The 17,302-nt window shown below is 61.4% G+C and carries 18 protein-coding genes; 9 read left to right on the plus strand and 9 right to left on the minus strand.

The window, feature by feature from the left end; all coding sequences use genetic code 11:
- Positions 1-57 precede the first annotated feature (57 nt).
- The gene (locus GGD53_RS09745) at positions 58-489 is read left to right on the plus strand and encodes an antitoxin Xre-like helix-turn-helix domain-containing protein (RefSeq protein ID WP_184455333.1); all 432 of its coding nucleotides are present in this window, start codon (positions 58-60) and stop codon (positions 487-489) included.
- Positions 486-968: a type II RES/Xre toxin-antitoxin system toxin gene (locus GGD53_RS09750; protein ID WP_184455335.1), complete on the plus strand. Its 483-nt coding sequence runs from the start codon at positions 486-488 to the stop codon at positions 966-968. Before GGD53_RS09745 ends, GGD53_RS09750 begins: the two co-directional genes overlap by 4 nt.
- Before the next feature lie 57 nt (positions 969-1,025).
- Here the strand turns inward: GGD53_RS09750 and pdxA are convergent, their stop codons facing one another.
- The 4 genes from pdxA to GGD53_RS09770 all read right to left on the minus strand — a co-directional run bounded on the left by pdxA (position 1,026) and on the right by GGD53_RS09770 (position 5,690).
- Positions 1,026-2,012: a 4-hydroxythreonine-4-phosphate dehydrogenase PdxA gene (gene pdxA, locus GGD53_RS09755; RefSeq protein ID WP_184455337.1), complete on the minus strand. Its 987-nt coding sequence runs from the start codon at positions 2,010-2,012 to the stop codon at positions 1,026-1,028.
- 81 nt (positions 2,013-2,093) lie between these two features.
- The gene (locus tag GGD53_RS09760) at positions 2,094-3,227 is read right to left on the minus strand and encodes an iron-containing alcohol dehydrogenase (protein ID WP_184455340.1); all 1,134 of its coding nucleotides are present in this window, start codon (positions 3,225-3,227) and stop codon (positions 2,094-2,096) included.
- 355 nt (positions 3,228-3,582) lie between these two features.
- Positions 3,583-4,773 (minus strand): sialidase family protein, encoded by a 1,191-nt coding sequence (locus GGD53_RS09765; RefSeq protein WP_184455342.1) that lies wholly within the window; start codon positions 4,771-4,773, stop codon positions 3,583-3,585.
- A gap of 11 nt (positions 4,774-4,784) precedes the next feature.
- The gene (locus tag GGD53_RS09770) at positions 4,785-5,690 is read right to left on the minus strand and encodes a dihydrodipicolinate synthase family protein (protein ID WP_184455344.1); all 906 of its coding nucleotides are present in this window, start codon (positions 5,688-5,690) and stop codon (positions 4,785-4,787) included.
- Positions 5,691-6,014: 324 nt separating this feature from the next.
- Between GGD53_RS09770 and GGD53_RS09775 the strand changes: the two genes are divergently transcribed.
- The 7 genes from GGD53_RS09775 (at position 6,015) to GGD53_RS09805 (ending at position 13,654) form a co-directional block, all read left to right on the plus strand.
- Complete coding sequence (locus GGD53_RS09775; protein WP_184455346.1) at positions 6,015-7,652, plus strand: ABC transporter substrate-binding protein; 1,638 nt, start codon at positions 6,015-6,017, stop codon at positions 7,650-7,652.
- Positions 7,653-7,782: 130 nt separating this feature from the next.
- Entirely contained in the window at positions 7,783-8,739 is a 957-nt protein-coding gene (locus tag GGD53_RS09780; protein WP_064696813.1) for an ABC transporter permease, read from the plus strand.
- Between the two features lie 2 nt (positions 8,740-8,741).
- Positions 8,742-9,701 (plus strand): ABC transporter permease, encoded by a 960-nt coding sequence (locus tag GGD53_RS09785; RefSeq protein WP_184455348.1) that lies wholly within the window; start codon positions 8,742-8,744, stop codon positions 9,699-9,701.
- Positions 9,698-10,705, plus strand: coding sequence for an ABC transporter ATP-binding protein (locus tag GGD53_RS09790; protein ID WP_184455351.1), 1,008 nt, complete (start codon positions 9,698-9,700; stop codon positions 10,703-10,705). The genes GGD53_RS09785 and GGD53_RS09790 overlap by 4 nt, the downstream gene beginning before the upstream one ends.
- Positions 10,705-11,697, plus strand: a complete 993-nt coding sequence (locus GGD53_RS09795) for an ABC transporter ATP-binding protein (protein WP_184455354.1) — start codon at positions 10,705-10,707, stop codon at positions 11,695-11,697. Before GGD53_RS09790 ends, GGD53_RS09795 begins: the two co-directional genes overlap by 1 nt.
- Positions 11,694-12,758, plus strand: a complete 1,065-nt coding sequence (locus GGD53_RS09800; RefSeq protein WP_184455356.1) for a four-carbon acid sugar kinase family protein — start codon at positions 11,694-11,696, stop codon at positions 12,756-12,758. The genes GGD53_RS09795 and GGD53_RS09800 overlap by 4 nt, the downstream gene beginning before the upstream one ends.
- 131 nt (positions 12,759-12,889) lie before the next feature.
- Positions 12,890-13,654: an FCD domain-containing protein gene (locus GGD53_RS09805; RefSeq protein WP_184455358.1), complete on the plus strand. Its 765-nt coding sequence runs from the start codon at positions 12,890-12,892 to the stop codon at positions 13,652-13,654.
- Positions 13,655-13,681: 27 nt separating this feature from the next.
- Here GGD53_RS09805 and GGD53_RS09810 read toward each other — a convergent pair whose 3' ends face one another.
- The 5 genes from GGD53_RS09810 to GGD53_RS09830 form a co-directional block, all read right to left on the minus strand.
- Entirely contained in the window at positions 13,682-13,990 is a 309-nt protein-coding gene (locus tag GGD53_RS09810) for a HigA family addiction module antitoxin (protein WP_184455360.1), read from the minus strand.
- Positions 13,991-14,018: 28 nt separating this feature from the next.
- Positions 14,019-14,297: a type II toxin-antitoxin system RelE/ParE family toxin gene (locus tag GGD53_RS09815; protein ID WP_184455362.1), complete on the minus strand. Its 279-nt coding sequence runs from the start codon at positions 14,295-14,297 to the stop codon at positions 14,019-14,021.
- Between the two features lie 107 nt (positions 14,298-14,404).
- The gene (locus tag GGD53_RS09820) at positions 14,405-16,189 is read right to left on the minus strand and encodes a thiamine pyrophosphate-requiring protein (protein ID WP_184455364.1); all 1,785 of its coding nucleotides are present in this window, start codon (positions 16,187-16,189) and stop codon (positions 14,405-14,407) included.
- Between the two features lie 114 nt (positions 16,190-16,303).
- Positions 16,304-16,699 carry a DUF2934 domain-containing protein gene (locus GGD53_RS09825; RefSeq protein WP_184455367.1) on the minus strand — a complete coding sequence of 132 codons (396 nt, stop codon included), beginning with the start codon at positions 16,697-16,699 and terminating at the stop codon, positions 16,304-16,306.
- Positions 16,700-16,750: 51 nt separating this feature from the next.
- The gene (locus GGD53_RS09830; protein ID WP_184455369.1) at positions 16,751-17,278 is read right to left on the minus strand and encodes a DUF4142 domain-containing protein; all 528 of its coding nucleotides are present in this window, start codon (positions 17,276-17,278) and stop codon (positions 16,751-16,753) included.
- Between the last annotated feature and the right edge of the window lie 24 nt (positions 17,279-17,302).

Here is a 17,302-nt window from a genome sequence, read left to right on the forward strand (position 1 = left end):
TTGAACATTGGCTCATTTGAGACTAAATGTAACCTCAAGTGAATTGGAGCCATTGTCATGACCGGATTTGCAGTCATTGCCGATGTTCTCGGCTTGCCAGCCAGGGAGCCGGCCTCGCGTTCGGCCTTCGGGCTGCTGTCCAGCATCGAGGAGGGATTGCCGGTCAAGGCGCTTGACCGGATGGCGCTGCTTCTCGCCCCGAGCGATGCGCAGTTCAAGTACCGACTGGTGCCGAAGGCCACCTATGAGCGGCGCAAGTCCAAGCATCGGCTTTCCTCCGACGAGGGCATAAAGCTCGCTCGCCTCGCGCGCGTCTGGGGACTGGCGCTCGAAGTCTGGCAGAGCGAGATCGAGGCGCGAGATTTCCTGTTCCGCCCCCATCCGATGCTGGAGGACAGGCGGCCGATCGACGTCGTTATCCAGAGCGAAATCGGCGGCGAACTCGTTCTCGATATCCTCGGAAGCCTGAAATACGGCAGTGCTGCGTGAGCGCGCAACGCCTGGATCGCACGCTGACATCTGTCCGCATCGGAGATCCTGACGGAACCTATCCGATCTTCGACGCCACCGGCTCGACCATCGCGCCGGGGCGGTGGAATACGGCAGGCAGCCCGATCATTTACACGAGCGAACACTATTCGACGGCGCTTCTCGAAAAGCTCGTGCATGGCAGCGGGCGGCTGCCGCCCAACCAGCATTATGTCACCATCACCATACCGCGCGGGGTTAGCTACGAAGTTTTCTCTGAGCCCGCGCTGCCGGGCTGGGACAGCATGCCGGCCAGCGTCAGCAAGGACTTCGGTGAAGGCTGGTGCCAGGAGAAGCGCAGCGCCATCCTGCTGGTGCCGAGCGTCGTTGCCCGCATTGACCGCAACGTGCTGATCAATCCGGCGCATCCGGAATTCTCCTCTATCACGGCGAGTCTCCACGAGCCAGTGTTCTGGGATCGCCGTCTGTTCGGCATGTGACGCGGCAGCAGGAAACGTTTCCCGCGACCAATGGCGCGCTGCTCCCTGATGTTGCGATCAGGTCTTCTGGCGCGGCGAGCGGGCCATCAGCCTGGCATAGGCAATAGCCGACAGCATGTTGACGTGATTGGCTTTACCGGTGCCGGCGATATCGAAGGCGGTGCCGTGATCGACTGAGACGCGGTCGATCGGCAGGCCGAGCGAGACGTTGACGGCCGTCTCGAAGGCGACGAGCTTGATCGGGATATGGCCCTGATCGTGATACTGGGCAATGACCAGATCAAAGGCGCCGTTATAGGCCCGGGCGAAAACCGTGTCGGCGGAGATCGGGCCGACAACGTCGATACCCCTGGCCTGCGCCTGCTCGACGGCCGGCGCCAGGAATTCCATGTCCTCGGTGCCGAATAGGCCGTTTTCGCCGCAATGCGGATTGAGGCCGGCGACGGCAATGCGCGCCTTTTTGCCGAGGCGCAGGAAATGCCTGTGGCCGGCTTCGATGGTGGCGAGCACGCGCTCGGTCTTGGCGCGTTCGATCGCGCCCTTCAGCGAGATATGGGTCGAGACATGAATGGTGTTCAGCCGCTCGGAAGCAAGCAGCATGAAGGAGCTCTTCGAGCCTGTGAGGTGTGCGAGAAGCCCGGTATGGCCGTCATGGTGATGGCCGGCAAGGTTCATCGCTTCCTTGTTGATCGGGGCGGTGACGATGACATCGGCCTGTCCGGACATGGCGAGATCGACGGCGCGGGTGATGTAGCGCACCGATGCATCGCCGGCGACCGGGCTGACCCTGCCGATCTCGGGCAGGGCGGCGCCGAGCGGCACTTCGTCGACCGCGATCCTGTCGCCGCCGGCGGCCTCGGCGGGTCCGAATTTCAGGCCCGAGCCGGTAACGCGATCGGCCCGCTCCAGCGCTTCCACATTGCCGACGATGACGAAATCGCGGCGCTCTTCGCTTGGAAGCGCCGCCAAGGCCTTGACGATCACTTCGGGGCCGACGCCGGCGGGATCACCGAGTGTCACGGCGACTTTCGCATTCCTGTCCATCAATCGAGTTCCTTCTGAAACCGTTGCTTAGGTCCGAAGCATGATGTCGTCCGAACCGCCCACGCTTTTCGGCATCATGCTTTAAAAGGCGGCAGCGTAAATCGAGCGAATGTCGGCGCGGGTGAGATCGCGCGGATTGTTGTCGAGCAGTCGGCGAATGGCAAAGGCGTCGTCGGCCATAGCGTCGAGATCGCTTTCCGGCACGCCCAGACCGGAGAGCTTCATTTCGATGCCGAGTTCGGCGCAGAAAGCGTAAGCCGCATCGAAGACGGAGGCGATATTTTCCGCGGTTTCGTAGCCGAGCGCCGCCATCACCGCTTTCGTCTTCTCCGCCGCTGCCGGCGTGTTGAAGGCGAGAACATGCGGGAAGATCAGAGCATTCGCGGCACCATGCGCCACGTGCCAGCGCGTGCCGAGAGGGTAGGCGAGAGCATGGCCGCCGGCAGTATTGACCGGGCCGAGACAGCAGCCGCCGTAAAGGGAGGCGAGCGCGAGACCGGCGCGCGCCTCCGCGTCGCCGCCGTCCTTGACGGCACGGGCGAGATATCTGCCGACGAGCCGCGTTCCCTCGATCGCATAGATGTCGACCATCGGATGGGCTTTGCGGTTGGTGAAGGCCTCGACACAATGGGCCATGGCGTCGACGCCGGTGGCCGCCGTGGTGCGCGCCGGTACGCTGAAGGTCAGAGCCGGATCGATGACGGCGATGTCGGCCAGCATATGCAAGCTTTCAACGGCGAGCTTCGCCATCGTCCTGGGATCGGTGACGAGCGCGCGGATGCCGGCCTCGCTGCCGGTGCCGGAAGTCGTCGGCACCTGAGCGAGCCCGACTTTGCGCGGGCCGTGCACATTGTTCGGACCGACAACCTCGTGCAGCGTCTGCGTCGAGCCGGCAAGAACGGCGGCGAGCTTTGCCAGATCCATGGCGCTGCCGCCGCCGAAGCCGACGATCAACTCGGCATCGGCGGCGTTGGCCACTGCCAATACTTTGTCGAGATTGGCCGTATCCGGCTCGGGCGTCACCTCGGAAAACACCGTGACCTCGCCCTTCAGTTCCAGCACATCGATGCGCGAAGCGTTGAACGCATCCGAGATCACAAGCGTGCGCCTGTAGCCCTTTTCGGCAGCCCATCTGCCGAGCTTTCCCGCCGTGCCGATGCCGAACTCGATCAAATGCGGCCGAACTATCGTGATTGGCAAACCCAAGCTGGCCATGAACCAGTCCTCCCTGCGGATCTTGCGGCAACAGTGTCGTCTTCTTTAATGTAAAGTTGTAATGTCAATGTCAAGTCGGCATTCCCGAGAGCTGAAAATTTTGTCGCCTGATATCGGAACGTTGAAGCTCTCATGCGAAGAGAATACATATAAACATAGATAAATCTGAGAGTTATCGGATCTCCGTCTCTGAACTCCAATAGCCCACGCAGGCCGAACCTGCCTGTCGTATGTTCGAGGAGCCAGCCGAACTTGTTATCAAGCTCAAGACGTTCGGCCGGTCGAAGCCATTGAAACCCGCACGTCCTTCTCCTTCTTCGCAAGCAGATTTACAATTGCCCAGCCGCCGCTTCGCTTACGGCACGGATTGCGGGGCGAGGCGCACATATTTGATGGCGCGCCGATAGTATGTGTAGGCGATATGGAGTGTGCCGTCGCCTCCTTGGACGATCGACGGATAGGAGAATTCGCGGTTCAGCGAATCCTTGGAATTGTTGCTGAGGCAGTACCCGTCGCCGGTATCGAGATCCATGCGATGCGGAAAGCTCTTGCCGCCATTCCTCGATATCGCAAGGCTCAGCGGCGCACGCGGGACACCCCAGACCGCCTTGCTGCCGATATCGGGAGCAGGAACGGTAGCTGTCTCTCCAGCCTCGTCGCCCTCGATTTCATCATAGAGAGACTGGCGCCGTGCATTCGATACGGCTGCATTCGAATGATTGTAAACCATTGCAATCGCTCCATCATCCAGGACTGTCGCCTGGATCGAGGAATTGTTGTTCGGCAGTTCCGTGGGCTCGGGAGCGCTCCACGTCCTGCCGCCGTCGTTTGATCGGCTGGAAAGAACGGTTTCGGCGAAACGGTTGCGGTAGAAGGCGATCATCTCGTAGCCGCCGAGCGGCAGGATGTTCATGTGCACGGCGCCGATGCTGTCGGGAATATCATTCATCTGCCAGCTCGCGCCGCCATCGCATGAGATCAGCACCGCTGCCGTATCGGCGTCGCCGCTCCAGCGCCGCCCGTTGAGGCCGACACAGCGGAAGACCGGAAGCAGCCATTCGCCTCTGTCGTTCACGACGATCGGCTGGCGAACGAAGGTGCCGGGCATGTCGCAGAGGATCCGGACCGGGCCGAACGTCCGACCGCCATCATCGGAGATCCGACATTTGACAACGGAACCATCCTGATTGCCCGAGGTCTGCGAGGTATAAAGCAGCCATGTCTTTCCGTCAGGAGCATTGAAAATCAACGGGTTCTGCTCGGATTTCTCCGGGTCGTCGCTCATCTTCTCCGGCTCGGACCAGCGATCGGACCGCGGCGCCAGCCGCGACATGTAAATCGAGATATCGCCCATGCCCTCCATCGTGCCGCCGAACCAGACGCAGGTCAGTGTGCCGTCGGGCAGAAAAGCGAGATTTGCCGCATGGTTCTGGATGCAGGGCGAGGGCAGATAGGCATCCGTGCGACCCTCGACAGCGGGGTGAGGGGTGATGGCCCCGGTCATCAGGGCGGGAACGGCTTCGGCGGGCAGTCCGGTAAAGCTCATGGCGGGTCTCCTCAGGACAGATTGGCGTAGCTCTCGGCGAGTGCGGCATAATCGGTATCGCTGAGCGGCATCAGCGGTGCGCGGGTGCGCTTCCATGCCGGATTGCCTGTTTTCAACCCGACCATCGCCTTGATGGTCGGGATCTGGACGTAGGAATTGGAAAGCGTGCGATAGGCGTTGATGCGCGCCTGCGCCGCCTCGACTTCGCCAGCGCGCCTCTCGTCATGGACATGGTCGTAGACGGTGCGCAGCGAATCCGCCACGAGATTGGAGGTCGCCGTGATGCAGCCCGCGCCGCCGGCCTTCAAAAGCGGCAGCAGCAGAGGATCGGCGCCGGCCAGGACGGAAAAGCCGGGATAGGCGGCGATAATGGCCTGCATGTTATTGAAATCGCCTGCAGATTCCTTGACGCCGACGACGGTCTCCGGGAAGGCGGCAATCAGCCGGCCGATCAGCGAAATGGAGAGCGGCACACCCGAGACCTGCGGGATATGATAGAGGATGACCTGTAGCCGCGTGTCGGCGACTTTCTCCAGTACCTGCGAATAGGCGGCAAAGAGGCCGTCGTCTGAGACCCCCTTGTAATAGAAGGGCGGCAGCATCACCACCTTGGTGACGCCGAGCGACAAGGCATGCCGGGTCAGTTCGATGGTCTCCGGAATGGCGACGACGCCCGTCCCCGGCAGCAGCTTGTCGGCGGGAATGCCTGCCTCCAGCGCCGCTTCCAGAATGGCGCGCCGCTCGCTTCCGGAAAAGGAATTGGCCTCACCCGTCGTGCCGAGCAGGGCTACGCCATGACATCCCTCGGCCAGCAGCCTTCGGCAGTGGTCGGTGAAAAGGCCGAGATCCGGCGCATTGTCTGCGGTTAGCGGCGTTGCTGCCGCGCTGAAAACGCCTGTAATCCTGTGATGGCTCATCTCGCCCTCCCTCGGCGCGCCTTGTCTTGCCGACCCGTCGAACCGTCCGGCAGCGCATGCAATTGTCATTTGTCTGTAGCGATGGAGTGAAAAGAACTTTTCCATCACGGTGCTTTTGTCAAGAAGACAAAATGGATGACTGCGGAGGCTGATTATTATCTAACTGTAATCCCAGCATGATTTTTATCAGATAATTTTCCTCGGATTAAAATCGTGTTTTTTTGTTGACATATTTACAATAACAAGGGAACGATATGACAGGGATTATGCTGCGCCTGGGAGGGTGCAGGGAGAGTGCTGCCGAATTAATCGTGGGAGGAATGCATGTCTTTTGATCAATCTGACAAAACCAATCTATCACGTCGCAATGCATTGAAACTCGGCCTCGCCGCCGGCGTCGGCCTTACCGTCTTCGGGATGAATGCCCGCATCGTGCTGGCGGACGAAGGCCAGGTGCTGAAAGTCGCGCATCCGGCTTTCGACCAGGATTGGTCGCCGCTGCGCGGTGGCGGCAGAACCTTCCGCTGGAACTCGATCTGGTGGGCTTCGCCGATGTATTTCGACAGCCAGGGCAATCTCAAGCCCTATGTCTTCACCAGCTGGGAATCGCCCGACAACACCGTCTGGACCTTCAAGATCGATCCCAAGGCCGTCTTCTCCGACGGCAGCAAGATCACCTCGGCCGACGTCAAGGGGTCGTGGGAAGTCGCCTCGATGCCGAACACCAAGAGCCAGCGCGCCGACCAGGTGCTGAGCAAGGTCAAAGGTTATGCCGAGATCGCCGCCGGCTCCGGCAAAGAACTGACCGGTGTGGCGACGCCCGATGAGGGAACGGTCGTCGTAACGCTTACCGCCGCCGATCCGATCTTCTTCATGCGCCTGGCAAACCACATCGCGCCGATCACCAAGGCGTCGCAGTCACGCGGCAGCGATGGCGAGGAAGTGATCGATTGGTACAAGCCCGACAGCAAACCGGTCTTCTCCGGCCCCTTCAAGCTGACGAGTCTGGATATCGACGCCGGCAAGCTCACTTTCGAGCCGAATGAGAATTTCTTCGGGCCGAAGCCGAAGCTTGCGCGCATCGAGATCACCTCGATCGAGGACAATGTCACCGCGACCTCGCTGATCAATTCGGGCGAGTTCAACGCCCATACCGAGCTCGTCACCTCGACCATTATTCAGGATCTCGGCCCCGAATTCTCGGCCGGCCCGCTGATCCCGACCAGCCAGCATTTCTGGTTCAATATCTCCCGCGCTCCGATGGACGATCCGAAGGTCCGCCAGGCGCTGATCATGGCGGTCGACCGTGACGGCCTGTTCAAGGCTTCTTACCCGGATGGGCCGCACAAGAAGGCCGACCAGATCCTCAACTCGGTTCCCGGCGCTGAGAATTCCGGTTTTGAACCTTTTCCCTATGACCCGGAAGGCGCCAAGAAGCTGCTCGCCGAATCGAGCTATGGCGGTCCGGAACGGCTGCCGAAGATCATGTTCGTCGGCATTTCGGCGCCGGCGATTGAGGCGGCAGCCCAGTTTATCGCCGAGCAGTGGCGCCAGAACCTCGGCATTACAGCGGTTGACATGAAGCCGCAGCAGGACGCCTATGCCGGCCCGGACCAGAATTCGGTCCAGATCTTCCGCGACGACGTCGGCACCCGCGTTCCCGATGCCGTCTCCTATCTCACGGGCTGCATCGCCTCGACCTCGTCGAATGCGCAGAACAAGCTCGGCGGATACAAGAACGACAAGGTCGACAGCGCCCTTGCCGAAGCGGCGACCAAGGCTGCGGACGATCCGCAGCGCATTGCTCTCGCCCAGCAGGCGCAGAAGGCCTTCCGCGACGATTGGGCCTTCATTCCGTGGTATTCTCAGGCGATGTCGCGCTGGGCCACCAAGGAGGTCAAAGGCCTCGACAAGAACCTAGACTGGCAGGTCGTCGAACCCTGGAACATCTCCATCGGTTGATCCCGGAAGGCACTGTTCGAATTGGCAATGAGGGCGCGAAGGCCTTGCGGCCTTCGCGCAAGTTTCAAGAAGAGATGCGATCCGTCAGGCTGATGAGGGAAACACATCGTATAACAGGTGGGAGGTGGCCTTGCTGCGCTACGTGCTAACCCGGTTTGCCATCTGGATTCCGTCCGTTCTCGTGGTCATGCTGGCTGTCTATGCCCTGGCTTTTTACGGCGCCGGCGACCCGATCAAGCTGATCTTCCTGCGCGCGCCGGGCGACGTCGCTTACAATCCGCAGCGTATCGAAGCCATTCGCGAAAGCGCGGGTCTGAACAGGCCCTTCATCGAGCAGTTCGGCCTTTACATCTGGAACCTGCTGCACGGCCAGTTCGGCAACTCGCTGACGTCGGGCCGGGCCGTCTGGGCGATGGTCTCGGCCGCTGCGCCCGTCTCCTTCCAGCTTGCTCTCTGTTCCATCATTCTGACCGCTGTCGTCGCGATCCCGCTCGGCATGATCGCCGCGCTGAACCAGAATTCGCGGCTCGACTATGCGATTCTGGGCTCCGCGCTTTTCCTCTGGGCGATCCCGGCCTATGTCGCCGGACCACTGCTGATGGTCGGCCTCATCGTACTGCTGCCGGGCGTAAAAGTGCCTTATGGCTGGGGCGGCATCCTCGATATAAGAATCCTGCTGCCGCTGATCGTCCTCTCCTTCCAGCCGATCGCGCTCATCGTGCGCCAGACCCGTGCAGCCGTCATCGAGGTGCTGTCGGAGGATTTCGTCAGGACCGCCCGGGCCAAGGGCGTGCCCGAGATCATCGTGGCGCTGCGCCATATCCTGCGGCCGGTGCTGACGCCTGTCGTCACGCAGCTCGGCCTGATCATGATCACGATCGTCAACGGCGCGATCTTCGTCGAACTCGTCTTCGGCCTGCCGGGTCTCGGCCGGCTGACAGTGCAGGCGCTGATCAATTCCGATTATCCCGTCATCCTGGCGATTACACTGATCGGATCGTTCCTGGTGATGGTGTCGAACCTGCTGGTGGACGTGCTTTATCCGCTGCTCGACCCCCGCGCCAATGATTCAAGAAGGAGCCGCTGACCATGTCCGCAATCCCTCTTTCCACCACCGAAACCGTCGAAGAGCCGCCGGTCAGCCTGTGGCGCGACGCCTGGCATCGGCTGCGCCGCAACAAGCTCGCCGTCTTAGGCCTCGTCGTCGTCCTGATCCTTGCCTTCACGGCGATTCTCGGGCCGTATCTCACGCCCTATGATTATCTCAGCCAGGACCTCAAAGCCCGCAATGCGCTGCCGTCGATGAGCCACCTCTTCGGGACCGACGATCTCGGCCGCGACGTCTTCAGCCGCGTCGTCTTCGGCACGCGGACCGCCTTCCTCGTCGCCGTCATCGTCACTTTTTTTGCGGTGCTGATCGGCCTGACGCTCGGCGCCGTGGCCGGTTTCTTCGGCAATCCGTTCGATCGCGCCATCATGTGGCTGACCGACGTGACGATGTCGGTTCCAAACCTGCTGCTCGTCGTCGTCATCAACGCGTCGCTGAAATCGCCGATCACCCGATGGATGGAGGCGCGTTACCTCGAGACCCTCAATCCCTTCTACCGCCAGACCATCTGGGTGGATTTCATCCTCGTCTTCGGGTCGATGGCGCTGATCTCCTGGCCGCCTTATGCCCGTCTGGTGCGCGCCCAGGTGCTGTCGATCCGCAGTCGGCCCTACATCACCGCGGCCCAGGCGCTCGGCCTGTCGAACTGGATCATCATCAAACGTTATGTCGTGCCGAATGCGCTTGGCCCGCTGATCGTCTCGGTCAGCGCCGGTCTCGGCACAGCGATGGTGTTGGAAAGCGCCTTCAGCTTCTTGGGTGTCGGCGTCAATCCGCCGACGCCGAGCTGGGGCAACATGATCTCGGACGGCCTGCGCGTCTGGCAGCATTATCCGCATCTTCTCGCCGCTCCGGCGGCCGTGCTCGGCCTCGCCTCGGTTGCCTTCAGCTTCCTCGGCGACGGCCTCAACGACGCGCTCAACCCGCGGGGCGGCAAATGATGGATACGAAAAGCACAGAACGCCTGCTCGATGTCAGGGGTCTTACCGTCGAGATCGATGGCCGCAACGGCTCGGCCGTCGTCGTCGACGGCATCGATCTCCACGTTGACAAGGGCGAGACCCTCGGCGTCGTCGGCGAATCCGGCTGCGGCAAGAGCCTGACCATGCTGAGCCTGATGCGGCTCCTGCCGAACAAGATCAAGGTCGCCAGGGGATCGGCGACCTTCGACGGCCGCGACCTGCAAACGATGTCGAACGGCGAATTGCGTAAGGTGCGCGGCGGCGATATCGGCTTCGTCTTCCAGGATCCGATGACCTCGCTCAATCCCGTCATGCGCGTCGGCGACCAGATCTGCGAGCCGCTGATCTATCACCGCAAAATGAAAAAGGCGCAGGCCCGCGCCCGCGCCGTCGAGCTTCTGCGCCTGGTCGGCATTCCCGGTCCGGAAGAGCGCCTGCAGGCCTTTCCGCACGAACTATCAGGCGGCATGCGCCAGCGCGTGATGATCGCCATCGGCCTCGCCTGCAATCCGAAGCTCCTGATCGCCGACGAGCCGACGACGGCGCTCGACGTCACCATCCAGGCCCAGATCGTCGATCTGGTGAAGGATCTGCGCGCCAAGCTCGGCATGTCCGTCGTCTGGATCACCCATGATCTGGCACTGATCGCCGGCCTCGTCGACCGCGTCGCCGTTCTCTATGCCGGCACGGTCGTCGAAGACGCGCCGGTCGACGAGCTTTATGCCGGTCCGAGCCATCCCTATACGCGCGGTCTGCTGTCCTCGATCCCTAAACTGTCGGATCCGCCGGCAAGTCGGCTGAGCTCGATCGGCGGCACGCCGCCGGAGCCTGGCCGCCGGCCGAAGGGCTGCCCCTTTGCGCCGCGTTGTCCGCTTGTCGAAACGATCTGCCACGAGAAGGTGCCGCGGCTCGAACCGTTGAGCGGCAGCAGTAAACACCGCGCCGCCTGTTTCGTCGTCCAGAGAATGCAGGAGGCTGCGTAATGGCTGCTCAACCGCTGCTCAAGGTCGAAAACCTGGTCAAGCATTTTCATGTCAAGCTTGGCGCATTCGGCGAGCGCTCGGCGACCGTCTATGCGCTTGACAATGTCGATCTCGACATCATGGAAGGCGAGACGCTGAGCCTCGTCGGCGAATCCGGCTGTGGCAAATCGACGACCGGTTTCACCATTCTCAATCTCTACAAGGCGACCAGCGGCAGGGTCGTCTACAAAGGCCAGGATCTCGCGACGCTCGACGAGAAGCAGATGCGGCCCTTCCGCCGCGACCTGCAGATCGTTTTCCAGGATCCCTATTCGACGCTCAATCCGCGCATGACCGTGGGCGAAGCGATCGGCGAGCCGATCCTCTTTCATAAGCTCTGCACCAAGGCTGAGCTGAAGGAGAGGGTAGCGACGCTGCTCACCGATGTCGGCTTGCCCAAGCGCTTTGCCCAGCGCTATCCGCACGAGCTTTCCGGCGGCCAGCGCCAGCGCGTCGTGATTGCCCGCGCGCTTGCCTGCCAGCCGAAATTCATCGTCTGCGACGAGGCGATCTCAGCACTCGACGTGTCGATTCAGGCGCAGATCATCAACCTGCTGCTCGATCTGCAGGAGAAATACGGGCTGACATACCTCTTCATCGCCCATGATCTCGCGGTCGTGCGCCATATCAGCACCCGCGTTGGCGTCATGTATCTCGGGCGGCTCGCTGAACTGGCGACCCGCGAGGAGCTCTTCGACAATCCGCTGCATCCCTATACCAAGGCGCTGCTGTCGGCCGTTCCGGAGACCGATCCGGAACTGGAGCGCACCCGCCAGCGCCAGATCCTGCAGGGCGACGTGCCGAGCCCGCTGAACCCGCCGTCCGGCTGCCGTTTCCACACGCGCTGCCCGATCGCCATGGACGTCTGCAGCAAGGTCATCCCGACCTGGAAGGAAGCCAAGCCCGGCCATCTCGTTGCGTGCCACGCGGTCAATACGGTGCAAATCGCATGACGCTGAAGGCTGCGATCATTGCCGACGATCTGACCGGCGCGCTCGATACCGGCACGCCCTTCGTCGAAGCCGGTCTATCGGTCGCCGTCGCCATCGATATAGAGGCGGCGCGGGAGGCGGTCGCCACCGGCTGCGATGTCGTCGTCATCAACACCGCCTCCCGCGCACTGGATGAGCGCGAAGCCGCCGAAAGTGTACGCTTGGCGGCGAAAATCTTTCATGGCGAGAAGCCTGCGGTCCTCATGAAGAAGATCGATTCCCGGCTGAAGGGCAATGTCGCGGCGGAAAGCATAGCGCTGGCGAAGGTCTTCGACCTCAAGACCATCCTCGTCGCGCCCGCTATTCCCGATCAGGAGCGGTTGACCTACCGGGGCTGTGTCGTCGGCCGCGGCGTCAACCGGCCGCTGCCGATCGCTGAGCTGTTCAAAACCGGCGCGGACCACGTTGTCGTTGCCGATGCCGAGGAGGATGCCGATCTTGACCAGATCGCCGAGGGGCATGACTGGCAGACGACCCTTGCGGTCGGCGCACGGGGTCTCGGCGCCGCACTTGCGCGCCACCTCGGCGAGACAGGTCAGTCGACCGTGAGGGAATTTGCGGCAAGCCCGCGGACCCTGTTTGCCTTCGGCTCGCGCGACCCGATCACTGCCGCTCAGATGAACCGGCTTGAAAGCACAGGCGCCTTGCGCATGGTAGTGGACGCGCCGATGGGCGAGATCGAATGTGGAGAGGGTCTGGCGCTGCCCGTGCTGTTGCGTTGCACAGGCGATATGGCGGCCGATGCTGGGCTCGTCGCCCGTAGCTTTGCGGCAGGCGTCAAGATTGTAATCGACGACACGAGGCCGGATGTGCTGATGGTCGGCGGTGGCGATACGGCCCTTGCCGTTTTCCGCACATTGGGTGTGAATGTATTGGCGCCCAAGGGCGAGATCGAGGCGGGCATTCCCTGGTTCGATGTGGCGGCCGCCGATGGCCGGCGGTTTCGGTGCGCCGTCAAGTCGGGGGGCTTCGGCAAGCCCGATAGTCTGCTTAAACTGGTTCTTGGGAATCAGGCGGCATAGAACAGGATGATTTAGGCCAACCAGCCTAAATCATCCTGTTCTAAATTCTGTAGTGAGAGCATGATGTCGTCCGAAAACCGCTCACACTTTTCGGCATCATGCTCTAGTAAGATACCGTCGGGGAGAATGACGTGGTTGAAGCGAATGGCGAATCTTTGAACGCGGAAGCCGGCCTGCCGGGCAAGCCCGAACGCGGCAAGGCCGTCAAGCTGGTCGATCGTGTCTTCGACCAGCTGCTCGAGCGGATCCGTGGCGGAAACTACCCACCGGATTCACGCCTTCCCGGCGAACATGAACTTGCCTCGATGCTGGGTGTTTCCCGGCCGATCGTCCGCGATGCGCTGGCGCGCCTGCGCGATCAGGGCATGGTCTATGCCCGACAGGGGGCCGGCACCTTCGTCAGCGCGCATGGATCGCCGACGACGCAGCTTGCCTATTCGCCGGTCAAGACTATCGCCGATATTCAGCGCTGCTACGAATTCCGTCTGACCATCGAACCGGCCGCGGCCTATTTCGCCGCCAAGCGCCGCAATGAGCAGGCGATCCAGAAGATCGCCAGCGCCCTTGCCGATCTGCGCGAAGCGACCAGCCATCAGCTGCACCGCACAGACGCCGATTTCATCTTTCATCGCGCGGTGACGGAGGCTGCCAACAACCATTATTACACCGCCTCGATCGATGCGCTGAAAGCCCATATCGCCGTCGGCATGCACCTTCATGGTCTTTCCCTGCTCGGCCCTCGCCAGGGGCTGGAACAGGTCTATGAGGAGCATAACGCCATCTACAAGGCGATCGCCGATGGCCGGGCTGATGATGCACAACGGCTGATGAAGGCGCATCTCGAAGGTTCCCGGGACCGTCTGTTCGAGGGCAGGGTGCTCGACCTGTCCTTTTGAACCTCGTCGCCGAGCCGCTGAACTTGGTCATGCCGCCCGGATTGTCGGGATGCCGGAGACGTCGACTTCCCGTTCGGCATGCCAGGCGTCATAGGCAGCCTGCATGCGCAGCCATATTGCGGGGCCATCGCCAAACAGCTTCCCAAGACGGGCAGCGACATTGGGCGATACGGGCTTCTTCTCGTTCAGGATATCATAGAGGTGCTGACGCGAGATACCCAGCAGGTTAGCGATTTCCACCTTGGTCTTTCCCGTTGCCGGGATGATGTCATCGAGCAATGCCCCAGGGTGGGAAGGGCAGCGCGTCGTCGGCCTCGTCGTTTCATATACGGGCATCAGATGTTATTCCCCAGTCCGAGCCGCTTTAGTGATATTGCTCGAAGTCGACGCGGGCGGCATCATTGCCGTCGAATTCGAATGTGATGCACCAGGGGCCGTTGACATGAACGGTGTACCGGGTGGGATTATGCCCTTTAAGGGCATGGAAGTCGAAGCCGGGGAGGTTCATGTCCTCCGGCTTTTCGGCTTGTTCCAAACGGTCGAGCCGGATCAGAATACGCTTTTGCAGCTTGGTATCGATCTTCGCTGTTTTGCCGGTCGCAAAGAGATCTGCCAGAGCCTTGTTTCTGAACGACTTGATCATGGTCAATATGTAAGTCTACAGCTGACACATGTCAACAATTAATTGACGCTCTCGGCTGGGAATTCAAGTGTTGATCATTTGAGCATGGGCCTGAAGCGGTAATGAGATTATCGTCGCGACAGGATGCCGGCAAAGAGCTGGCGGAAAGTACCGGCAATGACACCCTCCTGATGCGGATCCCCCGTCATCAGCGCCGAGGTGAGATTCCGCATCTGCTCGAAGGTGATGTGCGGCGGCAACGGCGGCACTTCGGGGTCGGTCTTCACCTCGAGGATGACGGGGCAACCGGCGCTCAGGGCTGCTTCCCATGCGGCGCCGAGCCTATCCGGCTGGTCGACGAAAATGCCGCGCAATCCGATGAGGTCGGCGAACTTATGATAGGCTATGTCAGGGATGGATTGCGACGCGTCGAATTTCGGATCGCCCTCCATCACCCGCTGCTCCCACGTCACCTGGTTTAGATCCTGGTTGTTGAACACGCAGATGACGAAGGTCGGATCGGCCCAGTCCTTCCAGTATTTGGCAACGGTGATCATCTCGGCGAGATTGTTCATCTGCATGGCGCCGTCGCCGACCAAGCCGACGACGGGGCGATCGGAATGAGCGAATTTGGCGGCGATCGCGTAAGGGACGGCAGCGCCCATCGAGGCCAGTCCGCCGGAAAGCGATGCCTTCATGCCGCGCCGCATCTTCAGGTCCCGGGCATACCAGTTTGCGCAGGAGCCGGAATCGCTGGTGACGACGGCGTTGGCCGGCAGCCGCGGTGAAAGTTCACTGACGACGCGCTGCGGATTGACCGGATTGGCGTCGACGTGGGCGCGCTCGTCGAGTGTCTTCCACCAGGAGGTGACGTCTTTCTCGATCGTTTGCCGCCAGCTGCGATCTGGATTTTCCCGCAAGAGAGGCAGCAGCGCCCTGAGCGTTTCGGCCGCATCACCGGTCAGGTTGAGCTCCATCGGATAGCGCAGCGACAGCATGTCGGGATTGATGTCGATCTGCACGCCGCGCGCCCGGCCCTCCTCCGGCAGGAATTCGGAATAGGGAAAACCGGAGCCGATCATCAGCAGGGTGTCGCACTCGCGCATGAGGTTCCATGAGGGTTCTGTCCCGAGAAGGCCGATCGAACCCGTCACCCATGGCAGGTCATCCGGCAGCGCGGCCTTGCCGAGCAGGGCTTTGGCAGCGCCCGCCTGCAGGCGGTCCGCAACGGCAATGACCTCGTCCGTGGCGTTGAGCGCGCCGGCGCCGACGAGGATCGCCACTTTCTTTCCCGCGTTCAGAATATCGGCCGCAGCCTGAAGATCGTCTCCATGCGGAAACACCCGCGGCGGCCGGTAACCCGGCCCCGAATGCACGGTTCCATGCTTTCGCGCCGGCTCCTCGTAGGGCATTTCCTGCAGATCGTTCGGCAGAATGATCGCTGTCACCGTCCGGTTTGCGAGCGCGATGCGAACCGCGCGGTCGATCAGATGGCGCACCTGCGCCGGAGCGGAAGCCTGCTGCACGAAATCGCTCGCGACGTCCTTGAAGAGGGCGGCGAGGTCGAGCTCCTGCTGGTAATGTCCACCGAGCGCGCGGCGCGCCTGCTGGCCGACAATGGCGAGAACCGGCTGGTGGTCCATGCGAGCGTCGTAAAGACCGGTGATCAGATGGGTGGCACCAGGTCCCGAGGTTGCGATGCAGACGCCGAGTTCGCCTGAGAACTTCGCATAGGCGGCTGCCATGAAAGCCGCCATTTCCTCGTGTCGCGCCTGGATGAACTCCATCTTGTCGGATGCGCGATGGAGCGCCCCGAAGACGCCGTTGATGCCGTCGCCGGGATAGCCGAACAGACGTCGCACGCCCCATTCGCCAAGCCGTGCCACAAGAAAATCGCCGACAGTTTTCGCCATGGATGCTGTTCTCCTGGGATCGTGTGGGATGCGCTGGAAGCCGATCTACTCCGGGTCAAGCCGCAGTTTCAGTGCCGGCCAATCGATGCGACCCGGTCTGCTTCAGCTGTGGGTTTAATAGCTGAGGTGGCCCCAGGAGGGATCCCATTCGACGTCCTCGACAAGTTCGACGAAGACGGGGCTGGTGCTGTTGCCTCTATGGGACTCTGCCAGTTTGAATGCCGCCTCAGGCTCCATTTCCTCGCCGGGATAGACCGTGTCGTCCAGGTCGCTTTCCGCGACCTTGCGGACATATCCCCGAATCTGGTTGCCCGATCGATAAAGTTTGATGATCAGCGACCCTGCCGGCGCCGCGCCATGGGAATATCGGATGTATTCCCGACCATCTTGCGCCGGGTCAACCGTTTCGTCATCCGCTCGATACCAATGTGCGAGGTCCTGACCTTCCGGGCGTCCCTCGCTTTCCCAAATCCGGTAGGCACGGATCCTTCTTGTCTCCTCATCAATCATTCTTGCCTCCCGGCGGACCTCATGATCACCTTGATCATGCGGTCTAGCCGCTTACTTGTTGAGCTCTTTGGCCATCTGCAGATGATGTTCCAGAGCGGGGCGCGTGCTTGCAGCCCATGCCTTCAGTTCGGGATTGTCTCCTTCGTCGCCATAGCGCTTGAAGAGATCGACCGCGTCCTCATGGGCAGATTCCTGGTCGGAGTGATATTGCTTGTTGAAATCGGCTCCTTGCAGGCCGTTCAGCTTGTCGAGCATGCTTTGCTGATCCGACGTCATGGCGCTCGGAAGCGCCGCCTTGACCTTGCCGCCGGAAACCAGCGCCTTGAGTTCCTCGCTGGTCTTCTGGTGGTCGGTGAGCATCTGCTGCGCGAAGGCCTTCGTCGCATCGTCGCCACGCTCGGTCGCAAGCTTGCTGGAGGCGATTTCGAACATGTCGCTAGTACCTGCTTCCTTGACGAAATCTTCCGTTTTCGGCGGCACACCGATCAGGGAATTGACCCCGCTTTTTTCGGCAGCTGATTGCGCGAACGCCGGAACAGCAAGCGAGAGGGCGAGCGAAGCGATAACAAAGCGTTTCATAAGGATCTCCTGGGTTGATGATCG

Origin of the sequence: Rhizobium aethiopicum (assembly GCF_014197535.1) — a bacterium.
GTDB classification, from domain to species: domain Bacteria; phylum Pseudomonadota; class Alphaproteobacteria; order Rhizobiales; family Rhizobiaceae; genus Rhizobium; species Rhizobium aethiopicum_A.